Source organism: Paenibacillus borealis (assembly GCF_000758665.1).
In the GTDB taxonomy this organism is placed as follows: Bacteria; Bacillota; Bacilli; order Paenibacillales; family Paenibacillaceae; genus Paenibacillus_AQ; species Paenibacillus_AQ borealis.
Genome location: NZ_CP009285.1, coordinates 3798902 through 3814782, shown reverse-complemented (window position 1 = coordinate 3814782; position 15881 = coordinate 3798902). Strand labels below are relative to the sequence as shown.

General features: G+C 51.1%; 13 protein-coding genes. 3 read left to right on the top strand and 10 right to left on the bottom strand.

Annotated elements, in window-relative coordinates; all coding sequences use genetic code 11:
• Positions 1-68: 68 nt before the first annotated feature.
• Positions 69-1181 carry a metallophosphoesterase gene (locus PBOR_RS15995; protein WP_042213238.1) on the bottom strand — a complete coding sequence of 371 codons (1113 nt, stop codon included), beginning with the start codon at positions 1179-1181 and terminating at the stop codon, positions 69-71.
• A gap of 171 nt (positions 1182-1352) precedes the next feature.
• On the opposite strand from PBOR_RS15995, the gene PBOR_RS15990 reads away from it, so the two are divergent.
• A complete protein-coding gene (locus tag PBOR_RS15990) occupies positions 1353-2606 on the top strand; it encodes an MFS transporter (RefSeq protein WP_042213236.1) in 1254 nt (417 codons plus the stop codon).
• 63 nt (positions 2607-2669) lie between these two features.
• Here the strand turns inward: PBOR_RS15990 and mnhG are convergent, their stop codons facing one another.
• The 7 genes from mnhG to PBOR_RS15955 all read right to left on the bottom strand — a co-directional run bounded on the left by mnhG (position 2670) and on the right by PBOR_RS15955 (position 9153).
• Positions 2670-3053 carry a monovalent cation/H(+) antiporter subunit G gene (mnhG, locus tag PBOR_RS15985; protein ID WP_042213234.1) on the bottom strand — a complete coding sequence of 128 codons (384 nt, stop codon included), beginning with the start codon at positions 3051-3053 and terminating at the stop codon, positions 2670-2672.
• Positions 3028-3321, bottom strand: a complete 294-nt coding sequence (locus PBOR_RS15980) for a Na(+)/H(+) antiporter subunit F1 (protein ID WP_042213232.1) — start codon at positions 3319-3321, stop codon at positions 3028-3030. Before PBOR_RS15980 ends, mnhG begins: the two co-directional genes overlap by 26 nt.
• Positions 3318-3797, bottom strand: coding sequence for a Na+/H+ antiporter subunit E (locus PBOR_RS15975; protein WP_042213229.1), 480 nt, complete (start codon positions 3795-3797; stop codon positions 3318-3320). The genes PBOR_RS15980 and PBOR_RS15975 overlap by 4 nt, the downstream gene beginning before the upstream one ends.
• Positions 3739-5283, bottom strand: a complete 1545-nt coding sequence (locus tag PBOR_RS15970; RefSeq protein WP_081972067.1) for a Na+/H+ antiporter subunit D — start codon at positions 5281-5283, stop codon at positions 3739-3741. The genes PBOR_RS15975 and PBOR_RS15970 overlap by 59 nt, the downstream gene beginning before the upstream one ends.
• Positions 5280-5615 carry a Na(+)/H(+) antiporter subunit C gene (locus tag PBOR_RS15965; protein ID WP_039306114.1) on the bottom strand — a complete coding sequence of 112 codons (336 nt, stop codon included), beginning with the start codon at positions 5613-5615 and terminating at the stop codon, positions 5280-5282. The genes PBOR_RS15970 and PBOR_RS15965 overlap by 4 nt, the downstream gene beginning before the upstream one ends.
• On the bottom strand, positions 5615-8479 hold the full coding sequence (locus tag PBOR_RS15960; RefSeq protein WP_042213227.1) for a Na+/H+ antiporter subunit A: 2865 nt from the start codon (positions 8477-8479) through the stop codon (positions 5615-5617). The genes PBOR_RS15965 and PBOR_RS15960 overlap by 1 nt, the downstream gene beginning before the upstream one ends.
• Positions 8480-8544: 65 nt before the next feature.
• Entirely contained in the window at positions 8545-9153 is a 609-nt protein-coding gene (locus PBOR_RS15955) for a universal stress protein (protein WP_039306119.1), read from the bottom strand.
• Positions 9154-9561: 408 nt separating this feature from the next.
• On the opposite strand from PBOR_RS15955, the gene gdhA reads away from it, so the two are divergent.
• Positions 9562-10917: an NADP-specific glutamate dehydrogenase gene (gdhA, locus tag PBOR_RS15950; protein WP_425415540.1), complete on the top strand. Its 1356-nt coding sequence runs from the start codon at positions 9562-9564 to the stop codon at positions 10915-10917.
• A gap of 498 nt (positions 10918-11415) precedes the next feature.
• Here the strand turns inward: gdhA and PBOR_RS15945 are convergent, their stop codons facing one another.
• The gene (locus PBOR_RS15945) at positions 11416-12399 is read right to left on the bottom strand and encodes a diaminopimelate dehydrogenase (protein ID WP_042213223.1); all 984 of its coding nucleotides are present in this window, start codon (positions 12397-12399) and stop codon (positions 11416-11418) included.
• 194 nt (positions 12400-12593) lie between these two features.
• Between PBOR_RS15945 and PBOR_RS15940 the strand changes: the two genes are divergently transcribed.
• Positions 12594-13505 (top strand): alpha/beta fold hydrolase, encoded by a 912-nt coding sequence (locus tag PBOR_RS15940; RefSeq protein ID WP_081972066.1) that lies wholly within the window; start codon positions 12594-12596, stop codon positions 13503-13505.
• Here the strand turns inward: PBOR_RS15940 and PBOR_RS15935 are convergent.
• Complete coding sequence (locus tag PBOR_RS15935) at positions 13456-15876, bottom strand: polyprenyl synthetase family protein (RefSeq protein ID WP_425415525.1); 2421 nt, start codon at positions 15874-15876, stop codon at positions 13456-13458. The two genes, PBOR_RS15940 and PBOR_RS15935, sit on opposite strands and share 50 nt — an antisense overlap.
• Positions 15877-15881 lie beyond the last annotated feature (5 nt).

The following is a 15881-nucleotide window of genomic DNA, read 5'->3' as shown; positions in this document are numbered from 1 at the left end:
CTGATTTTTGTAAACTCGCAAAAATTCTTAAAAAAGGGCTAACCCCACCACCGGGTCAGCCCTCCAAATTACCTGTTTGCATTCGAGAATTGAACATGAATGGACACTACCTCCGACCGCGATCCGATACGGATCGGCGGACCCCAGAATCCATATCCGGAAGATACTATGGAATGGAGCTGCCCTTTCTGCAGATATCCCCAGTCATTCTCAAACAATCTGTCAGTCAATATATTGGCAGGCGCAATCTGCCCGCGGTGGGTATGACCGGAAACCATCAGATCAATCCCCTGCTCCTCTGCGGTATCGAAGCCGACCGGCTGATGCTCCAGCATAAATACCGGCTTGGAGCTATCCATGTTCTCCGCTAGATCAGCCAGCTCCGCTCTATCCTTATCACTATAGTCTTTCCGGCCGATCAGCGTCAGCCAGTCTCCCACCTCAACCACTTCGTCATAGAGGACCTGAATCCCGCTCTCCTCCAGCAGGCTTATGATCTCCTCCGTCCCGCCTTTGAACCGGTCATGATTGCCCAGAGAAGCATACACGCCGAGCGGCGCTTGAATCTCCGCTAAAATCGCACCGATGCCTTTGTCCTTATACGGCACAATATCATCATCTACAATATCGCCTGGAAGCAGTACGATATCCGGGTGCAGTGCGTTGATTTGCTTAACCATCCGCTCCGCATGGCCTTTTCCAGATAAATAACCAAAATGCATGTCCGATGCCATTACAATATGAAGTTCACCGTCCGCCGGACCCGTCTTGTCGATCTGTATGTCATACTGTCGCACTACCGGACTGTAGGCGTTGAAGCTGCCAAACCCGAGCAGACCGGCCAGCAGCAGCAAAGTGATGATTCCTGACCACTTCTGAACGGCATGACGCGGCAGCCTGATCAGCTTCGTTAGCCAGACCGAAAGATGTACGAGCGGCAGCAGCATAATTAATAAGCTGAACAATGCCAGCCAATAGCTGCCAATGACACTTAAAATAACCGATCCTGCAACCACTCTTGACAGGATTAACGAGCTTGCCAGAAAGACAAGCGCAATGATATAGAATAGCCGGAACCTGCCTGACACTACCGGCTTGATCCAGCCCCATCCGCTCCAGCCGATGTAGAATACAATTAAGGCATATACAATGATAAATACGAGTCCAAAAATAATATACATGTTAACCACCTTATGTAAATTTCATCCGAGCACCAAAGCTTTTCTAACCAGTCTACAGTAACTTCAGACACCACTGCAACTAAGCTGCGTTTTGTTGTTGACATTGTCTTATAATTATCATTTAATGGTTTGGACCTTTCCTTAATTTACAGACAACCTGGAGGATTCATCATGGCACAACCTTTCTTTCCAAGACTGCAGGGTAACAGCCGGGGCTGCTTAACCTTTGAGCCCTTTTTCCTGATTCCCTACAGCATGTTCTCCACCTATGCCACCCTTTATATGTACGAGCTGGGTCTGACGGAGCTGAACATCGGCTGGATTACTACCATCGGACTGATCGTACAGGTATTCTCTTCATTAATCAGCGGATATTTAACAGACCGTCTGGGACGCAAGCGGGCTATTTTATACTTTGACCTGCTTAGCTGGAGCCTGGCCACCCTGTTATGGGCTGCATCACAGAATCTGTGGTTTTTTACGGCCGCTGCGGTCATAAACGGCTTCCAGCGTGTCCCGCATATTGCTTTTTATTGCCTGATTGTCGAAGATACCCGGCCCTCTGACCGGACGTATGTCTTCACCCTGCTGCAGATTATCGGTGTTATCGGAGGGTTATTTGCACCGCTGGGCGGTCTGCTTGTACACCAGTACGGCATGGTTCAGGGGATGCGGATGATGTATGTGCTCGCGTTTCTGTTCATGACCTTCCAGTTCGTCGGCCGTCAGCTGACGACCCGCGAAACCGAAGCCGGGATCAGGAAACGTCAGGAAACACGTGAACTTGGACTAAAAGAAATTATGGTCGAATATGGCGGTGCCTTCCGTGAGCTGTGGGCAGAGCACAATCTGCTGCTGATCTTCGGCGTATACATCCTGTTCAACTTTCAGGCAACGCTGAAAAGCACCTATCTGTCACTGTATCTGGCGGATTATCTGCATATGGATAGCGGTATCCTGTCCCTGTTTCCGGCAGTCTCCTCTATAATCATGCTGCTGACCCTATGGCTTCTTATGCCCAAAATCCCAGACCAGAGCGCCCACCGCTCCATGATGGCCGGCTTCGGGCTCTCTGCGCTGTCGAATGCCATGCTGGTATTATACCCTTCATCCAGCCTCTTGTGGATCGGACTCAGCACCATTCTGGCAGCGGTGGGCCTGATGATCAGCTCCCCTTATCTGGAAGCTGCCGTACAGAACGCTATCGACGACGATAAACGTGCCAAAGTCTTTTCCACACTGTCCGTGCTAATCCTGCTGTTCACTGCACCTGCGGGCATCATCGGCGGCTGGGCGTACAAGCTCGATCCGCGAATCCCTCTATGGCTGGTAACAGCGGCGTTTGTCCTTTCCTATATGCTGCTGCATCTGTACCGCAGACGGACTGCGCAGAATCACAATTCTCCGCAGCAGCTTTCACAATAACCAAACAGGGATTTCCCTCAGACCATCTAAGGCCTGGAGGACATCCCTGTTTCTATTTTACTGCTATGACGTTGAAGAATCTGACTTGATGCGTTCCTTCTCCAGCACCTCTTTGAGGTCATCCTGGATACGGCGGTTCCACAGCGGAACACCGGAGCGGTAGGCCGCCCGGCCTGTCAGGTGGGCAGACAGCGGTGATGTCATAAATACGAAGACAATTCCGAGCAGCAGCTTCGCACTGACGAAATCAAGGAAAAAAGCAAAGTAGAGAAATGCCCCGGTGAGTACACAGAGCACACCAAGCGTAGCGCTTTTGGCAGCGGCGTGTGATCTTAAATAGACATCCGGCAGACGGATCAGCCCAACAGAGCTGACAGCACTGAGCAGTGCACCTGTCAGGATTAGCAATACGAACAGTAATTCAACGGCCGTCCTGATCATTTCCATATTCAAACACCACTCCCCTTTCGATATATCTGGCCAGCGCCATCGTTCCGATGAAAGAGAGAATGCCGATTAGCAGAATGTATTCAATGAAGGCCTCCGTCTTATACAGGATCGAGAGAACCGCTACCATCGCCAGCAGGTTAATTCCGATCGTATCAAGTGCTGCGACCCGGTCAGGCAGCGAAGGTCCTTTGACCAGCCTCCAGGCGCATATCGCAATCGAAATGACCATGATCGAAAGCGACAGCATGAGTATAAAATGAATCATGAACGGGTCACCTCCAGAATCGCTCGTTCGAACGTATTGCGGATATTGGCACCGAACTGTTCCACATCCTGTATGTCCATCGCATGAATGTATAAAGTCCGGTTATCTTTGGACACCTCCAGCACCACGGACCCCGGAGTCAGGCAGAGCAGTGTAATCAGTACAGCCACCTCCCAGTCCGACTCCAGCTCGGTGTGGTACATTAGAATGGCCGGACGGATGTTAAGGTTAGGCCGAAGCACCGCCTTGACCACGATATAACTGGATACAACCAGTTCCCGCAGCAGCAGGCCAGCCAGCTTCACAATGGCCCATACTTTGCCCAGATACAGCCGTCCGTCAAAGAAGCGCCGCATAGCCATGAGAACGGCAATACCCAGCAGATACCCGACGATGAAGCCGGAAGCCGTCCAGTCATTATTCAGGAACATCCACAAGAACGCTATCATGAGATTTAACAATATTTGAAAGGCCATCTTCATCTACTCCTTTCATGACAGCGTTAATGTACTCTGCCGGATCAGCCAGCACAGCTCCGGCTTGAGCCACAAGCCCGTTCACCGTTTCGGCGCCGATCCCCATCAGGATGATGAGGACAAACAGCACGGCGGCCGGTGCCATCATTGCTTTGTAGCGCAGCGGATGGACTTCTTCCTCGCTTCGCTCACCGCCCCAGAACACTTCCTGGAACACTTTGATCAGCGAATACAAGACGACGAAGCTTGAAGCCAGTGCAATGAGGGCAAGGGCAACATGCTGCTCCCCGAAGCCGCTGCGGACCATCATGACTTTCCCGGCAAAGCCGCTTAGAGGCGGAACGCCCACCAGGGCCAGCGTCAGGATGAAGAACATCCAGCCCGTCCACGGATACCGGCGGATCAGGCCGCCCATTTGTCTCAGCTGCTCCGTTCCTGAGGCAGCAATAATCATTCCGCCCAGGAAGAACAGCAGCGCCTTGGCAATCATGTCGTGCATCAGATAGAACACTACCCCATTTAATGAATCCTGGGTTGCCACCGATATGCCAAAGGCAATAAAACCTACACTAATCACAATATTATAATTAAAAATCCGGCTCAGATCATTGTAAGCCAGCGCGCCGACAGCTCCGAGAATCATCGTTGCACCGGCCATCCAGCCGATCAGCGTATGTGTCAGCCCCAGATCATGAACAAAAATCAGGGAGAACGTTCGCGTGATGGCATACAGACCAACTTTGGTCAATAAGGCACCGAACAGTGCCCTTACAGCCAAGGGAGGAGCACTGTATGAATCCGGCAGCCAGAAGAACAGCAGCAGACCGGCTTTGAGCGAGAAGACCAGCAGCAGCAGTACAGCAATTACATTCATGACACCGTCCTGCCCGGCCTCGGCCACACGGATCGCCAGATGCGCCATATTAAGCGTACCTGTCGCTGCGTACAGATAAGCAATCGCTGCTACAAACAAGCTGGATGAGATTACATTGACGAGTATATATTTCAGTGTCTCACGCAGCTGGACTTTAGTTCCGCCAAGTACAATCATCGCATAAGAGGCGACCAGCAGTACCTCGAAGCATACGAACAGATTGAACAGGTCTCCTGTGAGGAAGGACCCGAATACACCGGTCAGCAGGAAGTGGAAGAACGTATAATAGTAGAACCGCTCCCGCTGCTCACCGATGCTTGCGAAGGAAAAGAACAGGCAAGCCGCGCCTACAACCGCTGTTGTTAATACCAGCAATGCCGCAAACATATCAGCAACAAAGACGATGCCGTAGGGCGGCAGCCATCCCCCCATGTACAGCGTTTGAATCCCGTTTGTATTTACCTGGTACACAATAATTAACGCAATGGCAATGTTCACAAAGACACTGATTGCACTGATTATTCGCTGCAGGTTAATTCTTTCTTTCAGAAAAATCAGGATGACCGCCGTAAACGCCGGAATCAGCAAAGGCAGTACCAGCAGATTGTTCATGGTCTCTCCCCCTTGCTTCCTTCCACATCATCCATACCCGCCGAGCGGTAGGCCCGGTAGGCCAGTACGATGAAGAACGCGGATACCCCAAAGCTGATTACAATCGAGGTAAGGATAAGCGCCTGCGGCAGCGGATCGACATAACTGTCCGCTTTCTCGCCAAGCAGCGGTGAAGCGCCAGTCTTAAGTCCCGCCATGGTCAGCAGCAGCAGATGAACACCGTGAGTCAGCAGTGTTGTCCCCAGAAGGATGCGGAGCAGGCTTTTGGATAAGACCAGATATACACCTACGGTAAACAAGACGCCGATCGCCAGGGCAATAAGGATCTCCATCAGTTATCCCTCCCGATCGTAAAGATAATATTCATAGTGACACCGATGACCGACAGGTATACGCCCAGGTCGAACAGTGTCGCTGTAGTGAGTTCGGTCTTGCCCATCACCGGCAGCTCGAAATAGCCGAAGGTCTGGGTCAGGAACGGAACATCGAACACAAAGGAACCTATCCCTGTGAGAAAAGCTATAGAAATTCCGGCCGCAATTAACTTGCGGTAATCGACAGGCAGCACCTTTTCCACAAATTCCGTACCGAACGCAATGGAGAGCAGCACGAGCGCAGCTGCAGCCATCAATGCGCCGATAAAACCGCCACCCGGATGGTTATGACCGGCAAAGAACAGATACAAGGAGAAGGTAATGATAATTACGAAGGCCACTTTGGCCACGGACTGCAGAAGCACATCGTTGCTGCGCGCATAACGCGGCTTATTATCATCCGGCACATCTCTGACCAGATCAGGCTTACTGCCCGGTTCAAGCTGCAGCTTAATCATCGAATAAATAGCCAGCGAGGCCAGACCCAGCACTGTAATCTCAAACATGGTATCAAAGCCGCGGAAATCCACCAGCAGCACGTTGACAATATTTTTGCCGCCGCCGAGGGTATAGCTGTTCTCCACATAGAAGCTTGAGATAGATTCGAACGGACTGCTGCCAAGCGCCGCCAGCGCGACAAGCGTCATTGTTGCCCCGAATCCAACGGCAATGATCAGCTTTGGGATCTTCACCCGGAATTTGACCTTCTCCCGCTTCAGTCTGGGTAAATGCCGGAAGCAGAGCAGGAACAGCGTCACCGACACCACTTCGACGATCATCTGCGTAAGCGCCAGATCAGGTGCACGGAACAGGATGAAGAGCAATGTCACCATATACCCTACCATTCCCGTCAACAGAATCGCCGCGATTCTGGACTTGGCGAACGGAATCGCGAGTGCACCCGTCAGCATGACCAGCACAGCAACTACCTCGAAGAAGGATACCGGAGCATACTCCCCTTGGCCAAACGTAATTCCGTCTGCGTACAGCAATGAACCGCCAACTACAACAATAATCAGGGTGAAAATATACATCAGATAATGGCGCATGGAGCCTGTCATATATAGCCCTGTCACCGAACGGGACACCCGCTCCACCAGCCGGATACTGCCGTCGTAGACATGGTTCAGCGTGTATCCGCTTCGCCATTCCTTATCCACCAGACTTAACCGGCCATACACACGGTATACGACAATTCCCAGCAGGATCACACCCAGAGTCATCCACACTTCTGCTGTGAAGCCATGCCAGAAATAGATGTTCACATAAAAGGGCGAGCTGGCCGCCAGCTGCGGATGAATAGCATTCATTCCCGGCACAATCAGTGTCTTGGAAAGTATGTTCGGGAACAATCCTGTTATAACCGCCAGCAGCGCCAGGAGAATTGGAGGAAGCAGCAGCCCAAACGGCGCCTCATGCGGCTTCTTATCCAGCTTCTCGGGCTGGTATTTACCGAAAAAGGTATGGAAGACCATAATCATGCTGTATGCAAAGGTAAATATACTTGCAATCCAGGCCAGCACCGGAAAAATCGTAAAGAAAGATTGCGGGCTGAGGATATCCAGCTGTCTGATATTCAGCACAGCCGTGAAGAACATTTCCTTGCTCAGAAATCCGGCAAACGGCGGGAGGCCTGCCATGGAGAAGCTGCCGATCAGCGCTACCGTGAAGGTCACCGGCATCAGTGACACCAGTCCTCCCAGCTTGCGCAGATCGCGTGTATTCGTCTCATGGTCGACAATCCCGACCACCATAAACAGCGAACCTTTGAATATGGCATGATTAATTAAATGAAAGAGGGCAGCCGTTGTTGCAGCGGTAAAGAACACAGCCTCTTCGCCCGTATAGAATGAAGCTGCCGATCCCATTCCCAGTAATCCCATAATCAGCCCCAGCTGGCTGATTGTAGAATAGGCTAACAGAGCCTTCAGGTCCGTCTGCTTCATCGCCTGGATCGATCCATAGATCAAGGTGATCAGGCCGACGCCCGACACAATCCAAAACCACTCATGTTGCCCCGCAAACACCGGGCTGAAACGCGCGACCAGATACAGTCCTGCCTTGACCATCGTTGCCGAGTGCAGATAAGCGCTGACCGGGGTCGGTGCTTCCATCGCATCCGGCAGCCAGATATGAAACGGAAACTGGGCCGATTTGGTGAAGGCACCCAGCAGGATCAGGATCATTGACGGTATGAACAGCGATTGTCCGCTGATGTCTCCGGTCTGGCTCCAGATTTCGCGGATGCTGAAGGTGCCTGTCATGCCGTACAGCATCAGGAAACCTGCGAACATCGCCAAACCGCCAAAGACCGTGATCAGCATCGACTTCAGTGCGCCGTAGCGTGACTTCTGTCTACGGTGCCAATAAGCGATCAGAAGGAAGGATGATACACTTGTCAGCTCCCAGAATCCATACAAAACCATCAGGTTATCAGACAGCACCACCCCGAGCATCGCGCCCATAAAGATTAGGAGATAAACATAAAACGGGGTCAGTTCTTCTTTGCGTTTGTCCAGATAATAAATTGAGTAGAAGATGACGAGCATCCCCATCCCGGTAATTAACAATGCGAACAGTAAACTTAATCCATCCAGATGAAATACCAGATTAATGCCAAGGGACGGAATCCATGATACAGTCTCATATCCGGAATCCCCTCCCTTAATGACCGGAATACGGGTCAAGAAATAAATGAACAACGCCAGCGGTCCGGCAATTACAAGCCACCCTCTATGGAGCCTGGCCATCCTCCCGCGTAGAAGCGCTATCATTAGGGCCAGCAGAAACGGAACAAGTACGGTAATATGCAGCAAAGGCAAGCCTCCTTTTCCACTCTACAGATTAAATTGTGAACACTGGTACTTACTTCTGGAAGTAAAAACGGTTATAAGGGATCGCTTAATGTCCCCTCACAGATATGCAAATATCTCGCTTTACCATCTTGCTCAATTCTGAACAAGCCATTCTCAAATTCCGTGTGCAATTCGTGAAAAAATTTCCCTTTGATGTAATCCTGGCCTTCCGGCTCATCGCTGAGCTGGTATACGCCCTCATTCTTCACCAGATAGGAGATTACACCTTCTTCATGCGTCTCTTCGAGACCGGCGCGCATCCGCTGCACAGCCACAACATGCAGATCCATCATCTTCATTTTGCTGATCAGCTCATTGACAAAGTTGCGCTTGGTCAGCTCCTGCCACAGCGTCTGGGCCGATTGCCCGATAATGATCTGCGTGACATCCTTCTCTTCTGCCGCTTCAACGATAACATCTGTTGTCTTGCGGCCCCGGCGTTTGCGGACCATAAATTCTGCCCCGGCTTCCTCTGCCAGACGCTTCCAGACTGCCATGAACATTTCCTTGCTCTGATTGTATTCATCACTGTCCGAACTATCCACATTGAGTACATAGAGCGGTGCCCCAAGCATCTCAGATAGCTCCACACCACGCCGGATTAACCGCTCCCCGTGCGGACCATAATGAACGCATACCATAATCTTTTCCTTGTGAATGACCTTCGCCCTCCTGTAACATGGGCAAGAAATACAAAAGGAGCCTACTGGCGTTAGGCCCCTTTCTGTTGTTTCAAACCCTAAAAATTATATTTAAATTATATCTATTCCGATACTGTTTGTAAAGTTTACGGACAAGGAAATGACAACATTGAAACATTATTACCATTATATAGTATCCTCAATTGATCCTTTTATACGTGATATCTGGCATGTCATGTAAGGTTCATAGAATTTCTTAATGACCAGACCAAAAATAATTGATTGGCAAATTGATGTAAGGTTTTATAGAATTCTTTTAAATTAAAAATAAATCCGGGGCTGCCCGAATCCACTATCAGACAAGGAGTGCTTGCTAAAGTGTCCACCGTTCATTCCGTTACTTCAGAAATTACTAACCAGGCTATACAATATGTTCATCAAATATACGCGGAGGTACAGCAGCGCGACCCGCAGGAAGCCGAATTTCATCAGGCGGTCAAGGAGTTCCTCGATTGCCTAGTGCCTGTACTGGCACGTCATCCGCAATATATGAAGCATGGGATCCTCGAACGGCTGGTTGAGCCCGAGCGCAGTATTTCCTTCCGCGTGCCCTGGGTCGATGATGCCGGCAAGGTCCGGGTTAACCGCGGTTTCCGAGTTCAATACAGCAGCGCAATCGGCCCTTACAAAGGCGGACTCCGCTTCCACCCTTCCGTTTATCTCGGGATCATCAAGTTCCTGGGCTTCGAGCAGATTTTCAAAAATGCGCTGACCGGCCTGCCCATGGGCGGCGGCAAAGGCGGCAGTGATTTCGATCCCAAGGATAAGTCAGATCAGGAAGTTATGCGGTTCACCCAGAGCTTCATGACGGAATTGTACCGCCATATCGGCGAGGATACGGATGTTCCCGCAGGTGATATTGGTGTCGGCGCACGCGAGATCGGCTATATGTTCGGACAATATAAACGGATTCACGGAGGACATGCGGCCGGGGTTCTCACCGGAAAAGGGCTGCTGTATGGCGGAAGTCTTGCGCGTAAGGAGGCAACCGGCTACGGCTGTGTATACTTCGTGCAGGAAATGCTGTCATCGACACGGGGAACCAGCTTCGAGGGCAGCCGGGTAGTCATCTCGGGTTCAGGAAACGTTTCTATTTATGCTATTGAGAAGGCTCAACAGCTGGGAGCTCTTGTTATCGCTTGTAGTGATTCGAACGGATACATTCATGATCCTCAAGGAATCAATCTGGCTACTGTCAAAAGGCTAAAGGAAACCGAACGCCTGCGTATCAGCGAATACGTGAAGGAGCATCCGCATGCACAGTATGTTGAGGGCTGCAGCGGAATCTGGAGTCTGCCTTGCGACATCGCCCTGCCTTGTGCCACCCAAAATGAGATTGATCTGGCATCCGCCCGTACGCTGATTCTGAATGGAGTCCAAGCCATCGGTGAAGGGGCAAATATGCCGACGACGATCGAAGCGGTTGAACTGTTCCTTGAGAATAATGTGTTGTTCGCTCCGGCCAAAGCGGCTAATGCGGGCGGTGTAGCCGTCTCGGGCCTGGAAATGAGCCAGAACAGCATGCGGCTGGCCTGGAGCTTTGAAGAAGTCGATGCGAAGCTGCAGGAGATTATGAAGAATATTTACCGCAGATCGGTGCAGGCGGCAGAGGAATACGGGGTTGCCGGTAACCTGGTGGCCGGAGCCAACATCGCCGGCTTCCTGAAGGTCGCCGATACCATGCTGGCGCAGGGGATTGTGTAACTAAATAAGGAGCAGGAGAATCTGTAAGGATTGTTGTATGAAATACAAGAATTGTCCGATTTACCGCTTGATTACGTGGGAAATGCTGCTTTTTATACAACAATTCTTGATTAGACCAGAAATTATGCGGGAAATGTTGTATTTCGTGCAGGATTTCCTCCCCCCTTATGTTCCGCTTATTTAGTAGCCGTATTTATCCGTTTATCTTTCTCTCTCTATGAATCAGAGGTAGTTCTACCTCTGTTTTTTTTTGATTTCAGCAGAACATGCGAAGGGGTGTCTCATGTAGCCATGCAATGGCTGCTTGAGACACCCCTCGTTTTTGGAGTAAAAGATTCATAAACTTGTGGCGAGAACGCCCCGCGAGTGGACCGTTGTTCCAGTTGCTGTGCTGTTTAAGCAAGATCAGATTTCACCCGGGAGAGCCCGGGCCAGATCATCGCCATCACAGCAGCTGGCTGCTCCCACCAGCCTATCCGTTGCTCACTCTTCGCCAGCCTACAGCAGCTCGCGCCGCAGCGTCTCTGCCGATTTAGGGGACAGATGGCCGAGCGGAATATCGAATACCGTCTTGGCACCCTTATGGCCTTCATGCTTCAGGCGGAAGGCTGCGCGGGCATAAGCTACCAGTACGCTGGCTGTGAATTCAGGATTGCTGTCCAGCTTCAGCCCGAATTCGGCAATCTGCTTGCTTCCGCCGCCGGTTCTTCCGCTGCGGATAACGAAGCCGCCGTGCGGCATACCGGAATGCTTCGCAGCAAGCTCATCTTCTGAAATAAAGTTGACGGTTGTATCATAATCGGCGAAATAATTCGGCATCTCCACAATGCTCCGGGTGATTGCTTCACGATCTGCCCCTTCTTCCGCCACCACGTAACATTCCCGGCGGTGCTTCTCGCGGGTAGTCAGCTGCGGTGTCTCTCCGCCGCGGATGCTGTCAATGACCTCCTGGACAGGAACGGTATATTGCACACCCGCCTTCACACCGGGAACACGGCGGATAGCATCCGAATGACCTTGACTGACCCCTGTTCCCCAGAAGGTATAATCCTCACCTTCAGGCAGGATCGACTGCATCAGCAGGCGGTTCATGGAGAACATTCCCGGATCCCAGCCCGTTGAGATTACACTGACCGTTCCGCCCTCCTGAGCTGCCTTATCCACTTCAGCGAAGAAGTCAGGAATTTTGGCATGGGTGTCAAAGCTGTCCACTGTATTAAACAATCTGGCCAGCTGCGGTGTCTGCTCCGGCAGGTCTGTTGCTGATCCGCCGCACAGAATCATTACATCAATTTTGCCTATGTATTGCTCGGCTGCGGAAATATGCTCTGTGACTGTTCCTGTGATCTCCGCCAGCTGCTGCGGGTCTCTGCGGGTAAATATAGCAGCAAGCTCCATATCCGGATTTTGTTCAATCGCCTGCTGTACCCCTTTGCCCAAATTCCCGTATCCGACGATCCCAACTTTGATAATTGATGTCATGTCTAATATAGTCCTCCCTTGCCGGTTATCCCGGAGATATGAATCCTTTAAATTATAAGTATATATACATTACACGAAATGTAAACAATTAAGAGTATATAAATTGAATTTTCCCGGACTTGTCCATTCCCCGCTCTTCGCTTACAATAAACCCAATTGATAATCATTCTTAATGGATGGGGTGGAAAATAAAGATGCCAGCTGTGTTAACTCATACGTATGGAAACAGCCATTACATAAAAACACCGGACGGGCGTCAGCTCCATTACATGGAGAACGGAGAAGGTCCGGTAACTGTCGTATTCGAATCAGGCATGGGCATGTCCCGCTCTGCCTGGGGGCTGGTGCAGCCGGTAGTCGCCGGATACACCCGGGCTGTCGTCTACGACCGGGCAGGCAGCGGCAAAAGTGATGCGGACCAGGCACCAAGAACACTGGCCAGGATGACCGATGATCTCATGTGCCTATTGAGCCACTTGGGAGCCGGCCCCTTCATTCTCGTCGGCCACAGCTGGGGCGGCCCCGTTGTCCGCACCGTTGCTTCCCGGAACCCTGCCATCATCCGGGGACTCGTTCTGGTCGATCCGACAGACGAGCATTGCGGGCTCTATTTCGAGGAAGCCTCCGTGAAGCATTTCGCCAAGATGAACACCCTCCTTCCGCTGCTTGCCAGAACCGGACTATACAAGCTGATGGGAAGCAAGCCCGGCAAGGTTCTGCCGGAGGATGTCTACAGGGAACAACGGCAGGAGGATTTCACTCTACAGGCGGCTCACACCATGGTTGCTGAGGGCGCCCATTTCCTGCAGGATTTACGGGCACTTCTGGCGCATCCGCTTAGGCTGGAAGGCATAGAGGTATCCGTGCTCTCCGGAACACTAATCACCCGGATGGAACGGAATTTCCGGCCGTCGCTTCATGAAGCCCATAGGCAGACAGCGGCAGAATTGGCACACGGCCGCCTGGTCGAAGCCCGGCACTCCGGTCATATGATCATGTACAGCGAGCCTCGGCTGATCGCAGATGAGATTGAACGGATGATCATTTCGTCCGGGCTTACCGCTCCCTATTCACCACATAATTCATCAAATGCTTCAGGAAAGTAATATTACGCGGGATCTCGCGCAGTGCCTCTGTGGCCTTGCAGTAGTGATCCCACATCTCTTTACTGGCCCCCTCCTGTCCGAGAATGGAGACAAAATTCGAATTATTGTTAACCGCATCGTTGCCGACAGGTTTACCAAGCACATCCTTATCTCCTTCCACATCAAGCAGATCATCCTTAATCTGAAAAGCAATCCCCATATGATAAGCAATTCTCTTGAGCGCACCAATCTCCGCATTGCTAACCTCAGCCAGCATAGCCGGCATGACCAGACATGCCTCAAAGGCCACGCCTGTTTTGTAAAAGCACACATTATTCAGCTGCTCCAGCGTCAATATCTTACCTTTTGCATCCAAATCCATTGCCTGGCCCATACACATATCCTCTGCCTTCCGGGCCGAATAACGGATTAAGGCAAGCACAGTCTCCGCCTTAAAGCGGTTAAGTGATGCCTGCTCCCCAATTGCCTTCTGGATCAAGTAGAGCCCGGTTAACTCTGCTACTGCACTGCTGTGAAGCTCATGTAGGGTCATGCGCCCTCTGCGGGTAGAGGCATTATCCTGGGAAGGCAGATCATCGAAGATCAGGGAGGCGGTATGCATATATTCAAGCGAGCGCAGGAGCGGTATAATTGCCGCTGGGTCTAAACCATATTCCTTCACACCCATCACCCAGGTAAGTATCGGGCGCACCCGCTTCCCGTCACCTTCCAGGCTGTAATTGGCCGCATCAATCAGCTGCTCCTTCATGGCCGGAAGCTCTTGCGGCTTGGTGAAGAGCAGCTCGTCATTGATCAGACTGCGGACACTTTTAAACGTAGCGAAGAACTCCTTCTGCTCCCTCGCATCCTTCTTCAAGTGCTCGATCATCTGGTCCCGCAGCAGCTTATCGAAAAAGTCCACATCATCCGCTTTGCGTACCATGATCTGAATGAGCCCGTTAAACACCGGATGACCGGCTGCAAAAATTCCCATCGTCTCATTATACTTATCCGTCCCGGCACGTTCTTTATAACGTTTCAGCCCGTTAATTGCCCGGTCAAGAATAACCTCGCGCGCCTTGGCATCGGAATGATACACACTGTGGATCAGATTGGAGATCACCGCCCAGTATAATTCATAAGGATTAATCAGATCCGGCCTTTGCTTATGATATCTCAAATAATAGGTATACGGTGTTACGGCTTCGTCACTCATATCCTGGGCCATATCCGCGAAATCATCGGCAAGCTGGTTGTAGAGGCCAAAAAAGAAGGTCCGTTCTTCAAATCCCTCATCCGCAGGCGCACTTATGACTGAACGGGCGATCAGCCGGGACGACGATGACTTCAAGATCACAGGAATATACAGATCTTCGTTAGTGTAATCCCCCCTGGTGAGTACCTTGACACGATCAAAATCCTGAGCCTGAAAAAAGACATATGACTGGCCGAAAAAGCTATGCTGCGTCTCCGGCCGCTGTTGCTGCTTAATATACTCAAAGGCCTCTGACAGCTCCGAATGAATATACTTGATCAGCTCCATGTTCGCTCCGGACCAATCCCCAAGTACCGGCACAACTCCGGTAAGCAGTGCCGAACGGATCAGCTCGGAGTACTGCTCTTTCTCTGGAACCGTCAGTATCTGGGAATCCAGCAGATCGTCAACGAAAGGATACGTTAGCCCATAGGAATACCCCAGCCTAATCGCTTCATCCAGAGTCCGGGACCGTTCCTCAGGTATAACATTGTCGTCCATCTCTTCTATAGCATGCAGAATAACGCCAACGATAATCTTGATCAGCTTGCGCTGGGCATGCTCCGCATTCATTCCCTCCGGAATATGGGCAGCTACAGATCTTAATTTGGCAATCACCCAGATCACTGCAGCTTCTACCCCTTCCTTCTGGGCCCAGCGGTATACCCCGGCCAGGTTCATGAAATCAGGTTCTTCTCCTGCACCTGAGCGGGCTGACTTCAGCAGATGCCTGTGCAGATCAGCAATGGTCCTCTTGATCCGGTTCTGTGTGTCAGGAGAATCCGGTGCCTTACCCAGATCCCTCATATAAATGTAAGAGACGCTCCGGTCCAGGTAATCATCCAGCTTACCTGTGTAATTCAGCCATTGGATGTAGCGGTAATAATCTTGGGTATCCGGCTTTTTCTTCCCCGGTGACCATAAGGACAACACGGAGAAGCGCCGGATATGCTTCTTTTTCCACTCACGGATATCCGCCATTAACGCCGTCACAGATGATTTGCTCTTCATCTGATTATGCAGTGAGCTTAAGTAGCGGGCAGCCTTATGCTCTGCCAGCTGATAACCTGTATGGGGATGTTCGTTAACAATTTCATTTATAGGATGCACAACCTTAGCTTCATATTGGTTTATCATGCTGC

Bases quoted from the DNA above. Each gene is read 5' to 3' on its own strand.
- PBOR_RS15955 (WP_039306119.1), bottom strand. From the start codon at position 9,153: ATGGTATGCGTTCATTATGGTCCGCACGGGGAGCGGTTAATCCGGCGT.
- PBOR_RS15980 (WP_042213232.1), bottom strand. From the start codon at position 3,321: ATGATTCATTTTATACTCATGCTGTCGCTTTCGATCATGGTCATTTCG.
- PBOR_RS15935 (WP_425415525.1), bottom strand. From the start codon at position 15,876: ATGATAAACCAATATGAAGCTAAGGTTGTGCATCCTATAAATGAAATT.
- PBOR_RS15940 (WP_081972066.1), top strand. From the start codon at position 12,594: ATGCCAGCTGTGTTAACTCATACGTATGGAAACAGCCATTACATAAAA.
- PBOR_RS15990 (WP_042213236.1), top strand. From the start codon at position 1,353: ATGGCACAACCTTTCTTTCCAAGACTGCAGGGTAACAGCCGGGGCTGC.
- PBOR_RS15945 (WP_042213223.1), bottom strand. From the start codon at position 12,399: ATGACATCAATTATCAAAGTTGGGATCGTCGGATACGGGAATTTGGGC.
- PBOR_RS15965 (WP_039306114.1), bottom strand. From the start codon at position 5,615: ATGGAGATCCTTATTGCCCTGGCGATCGGCGTCTTGTTTACCGTAGGT.
- PBOR_RS15975 (WP_042213229.1), bottom strand. From the start codon at position 3,797: ATGGCCTTTCAAATATTGTTAAATCTCATGATAGCGTTCTTGTGGATG.
- mnhG (WP_042213234.1), bottom strand. From the start codon at position 3,053: ATGGAAATGATCAGGACGGCCGTTGAATTACTGTTCGTATTGCTAATC.
- PBOR_RS15995 (WP_042213238.1), bottom strand. From the start codon at position 1,181: ATGTATATTATTTTTGGACTCGTATTTATCATTGTATATGCCTTAATT.
- PBOR_RS15970 (WP_081972067.1), bottom strand. From the start codon at position 5,283: ATGAACAATCTGCTGGTACTGCCTTTGCTGATTCCGGCGTTTACGGCG.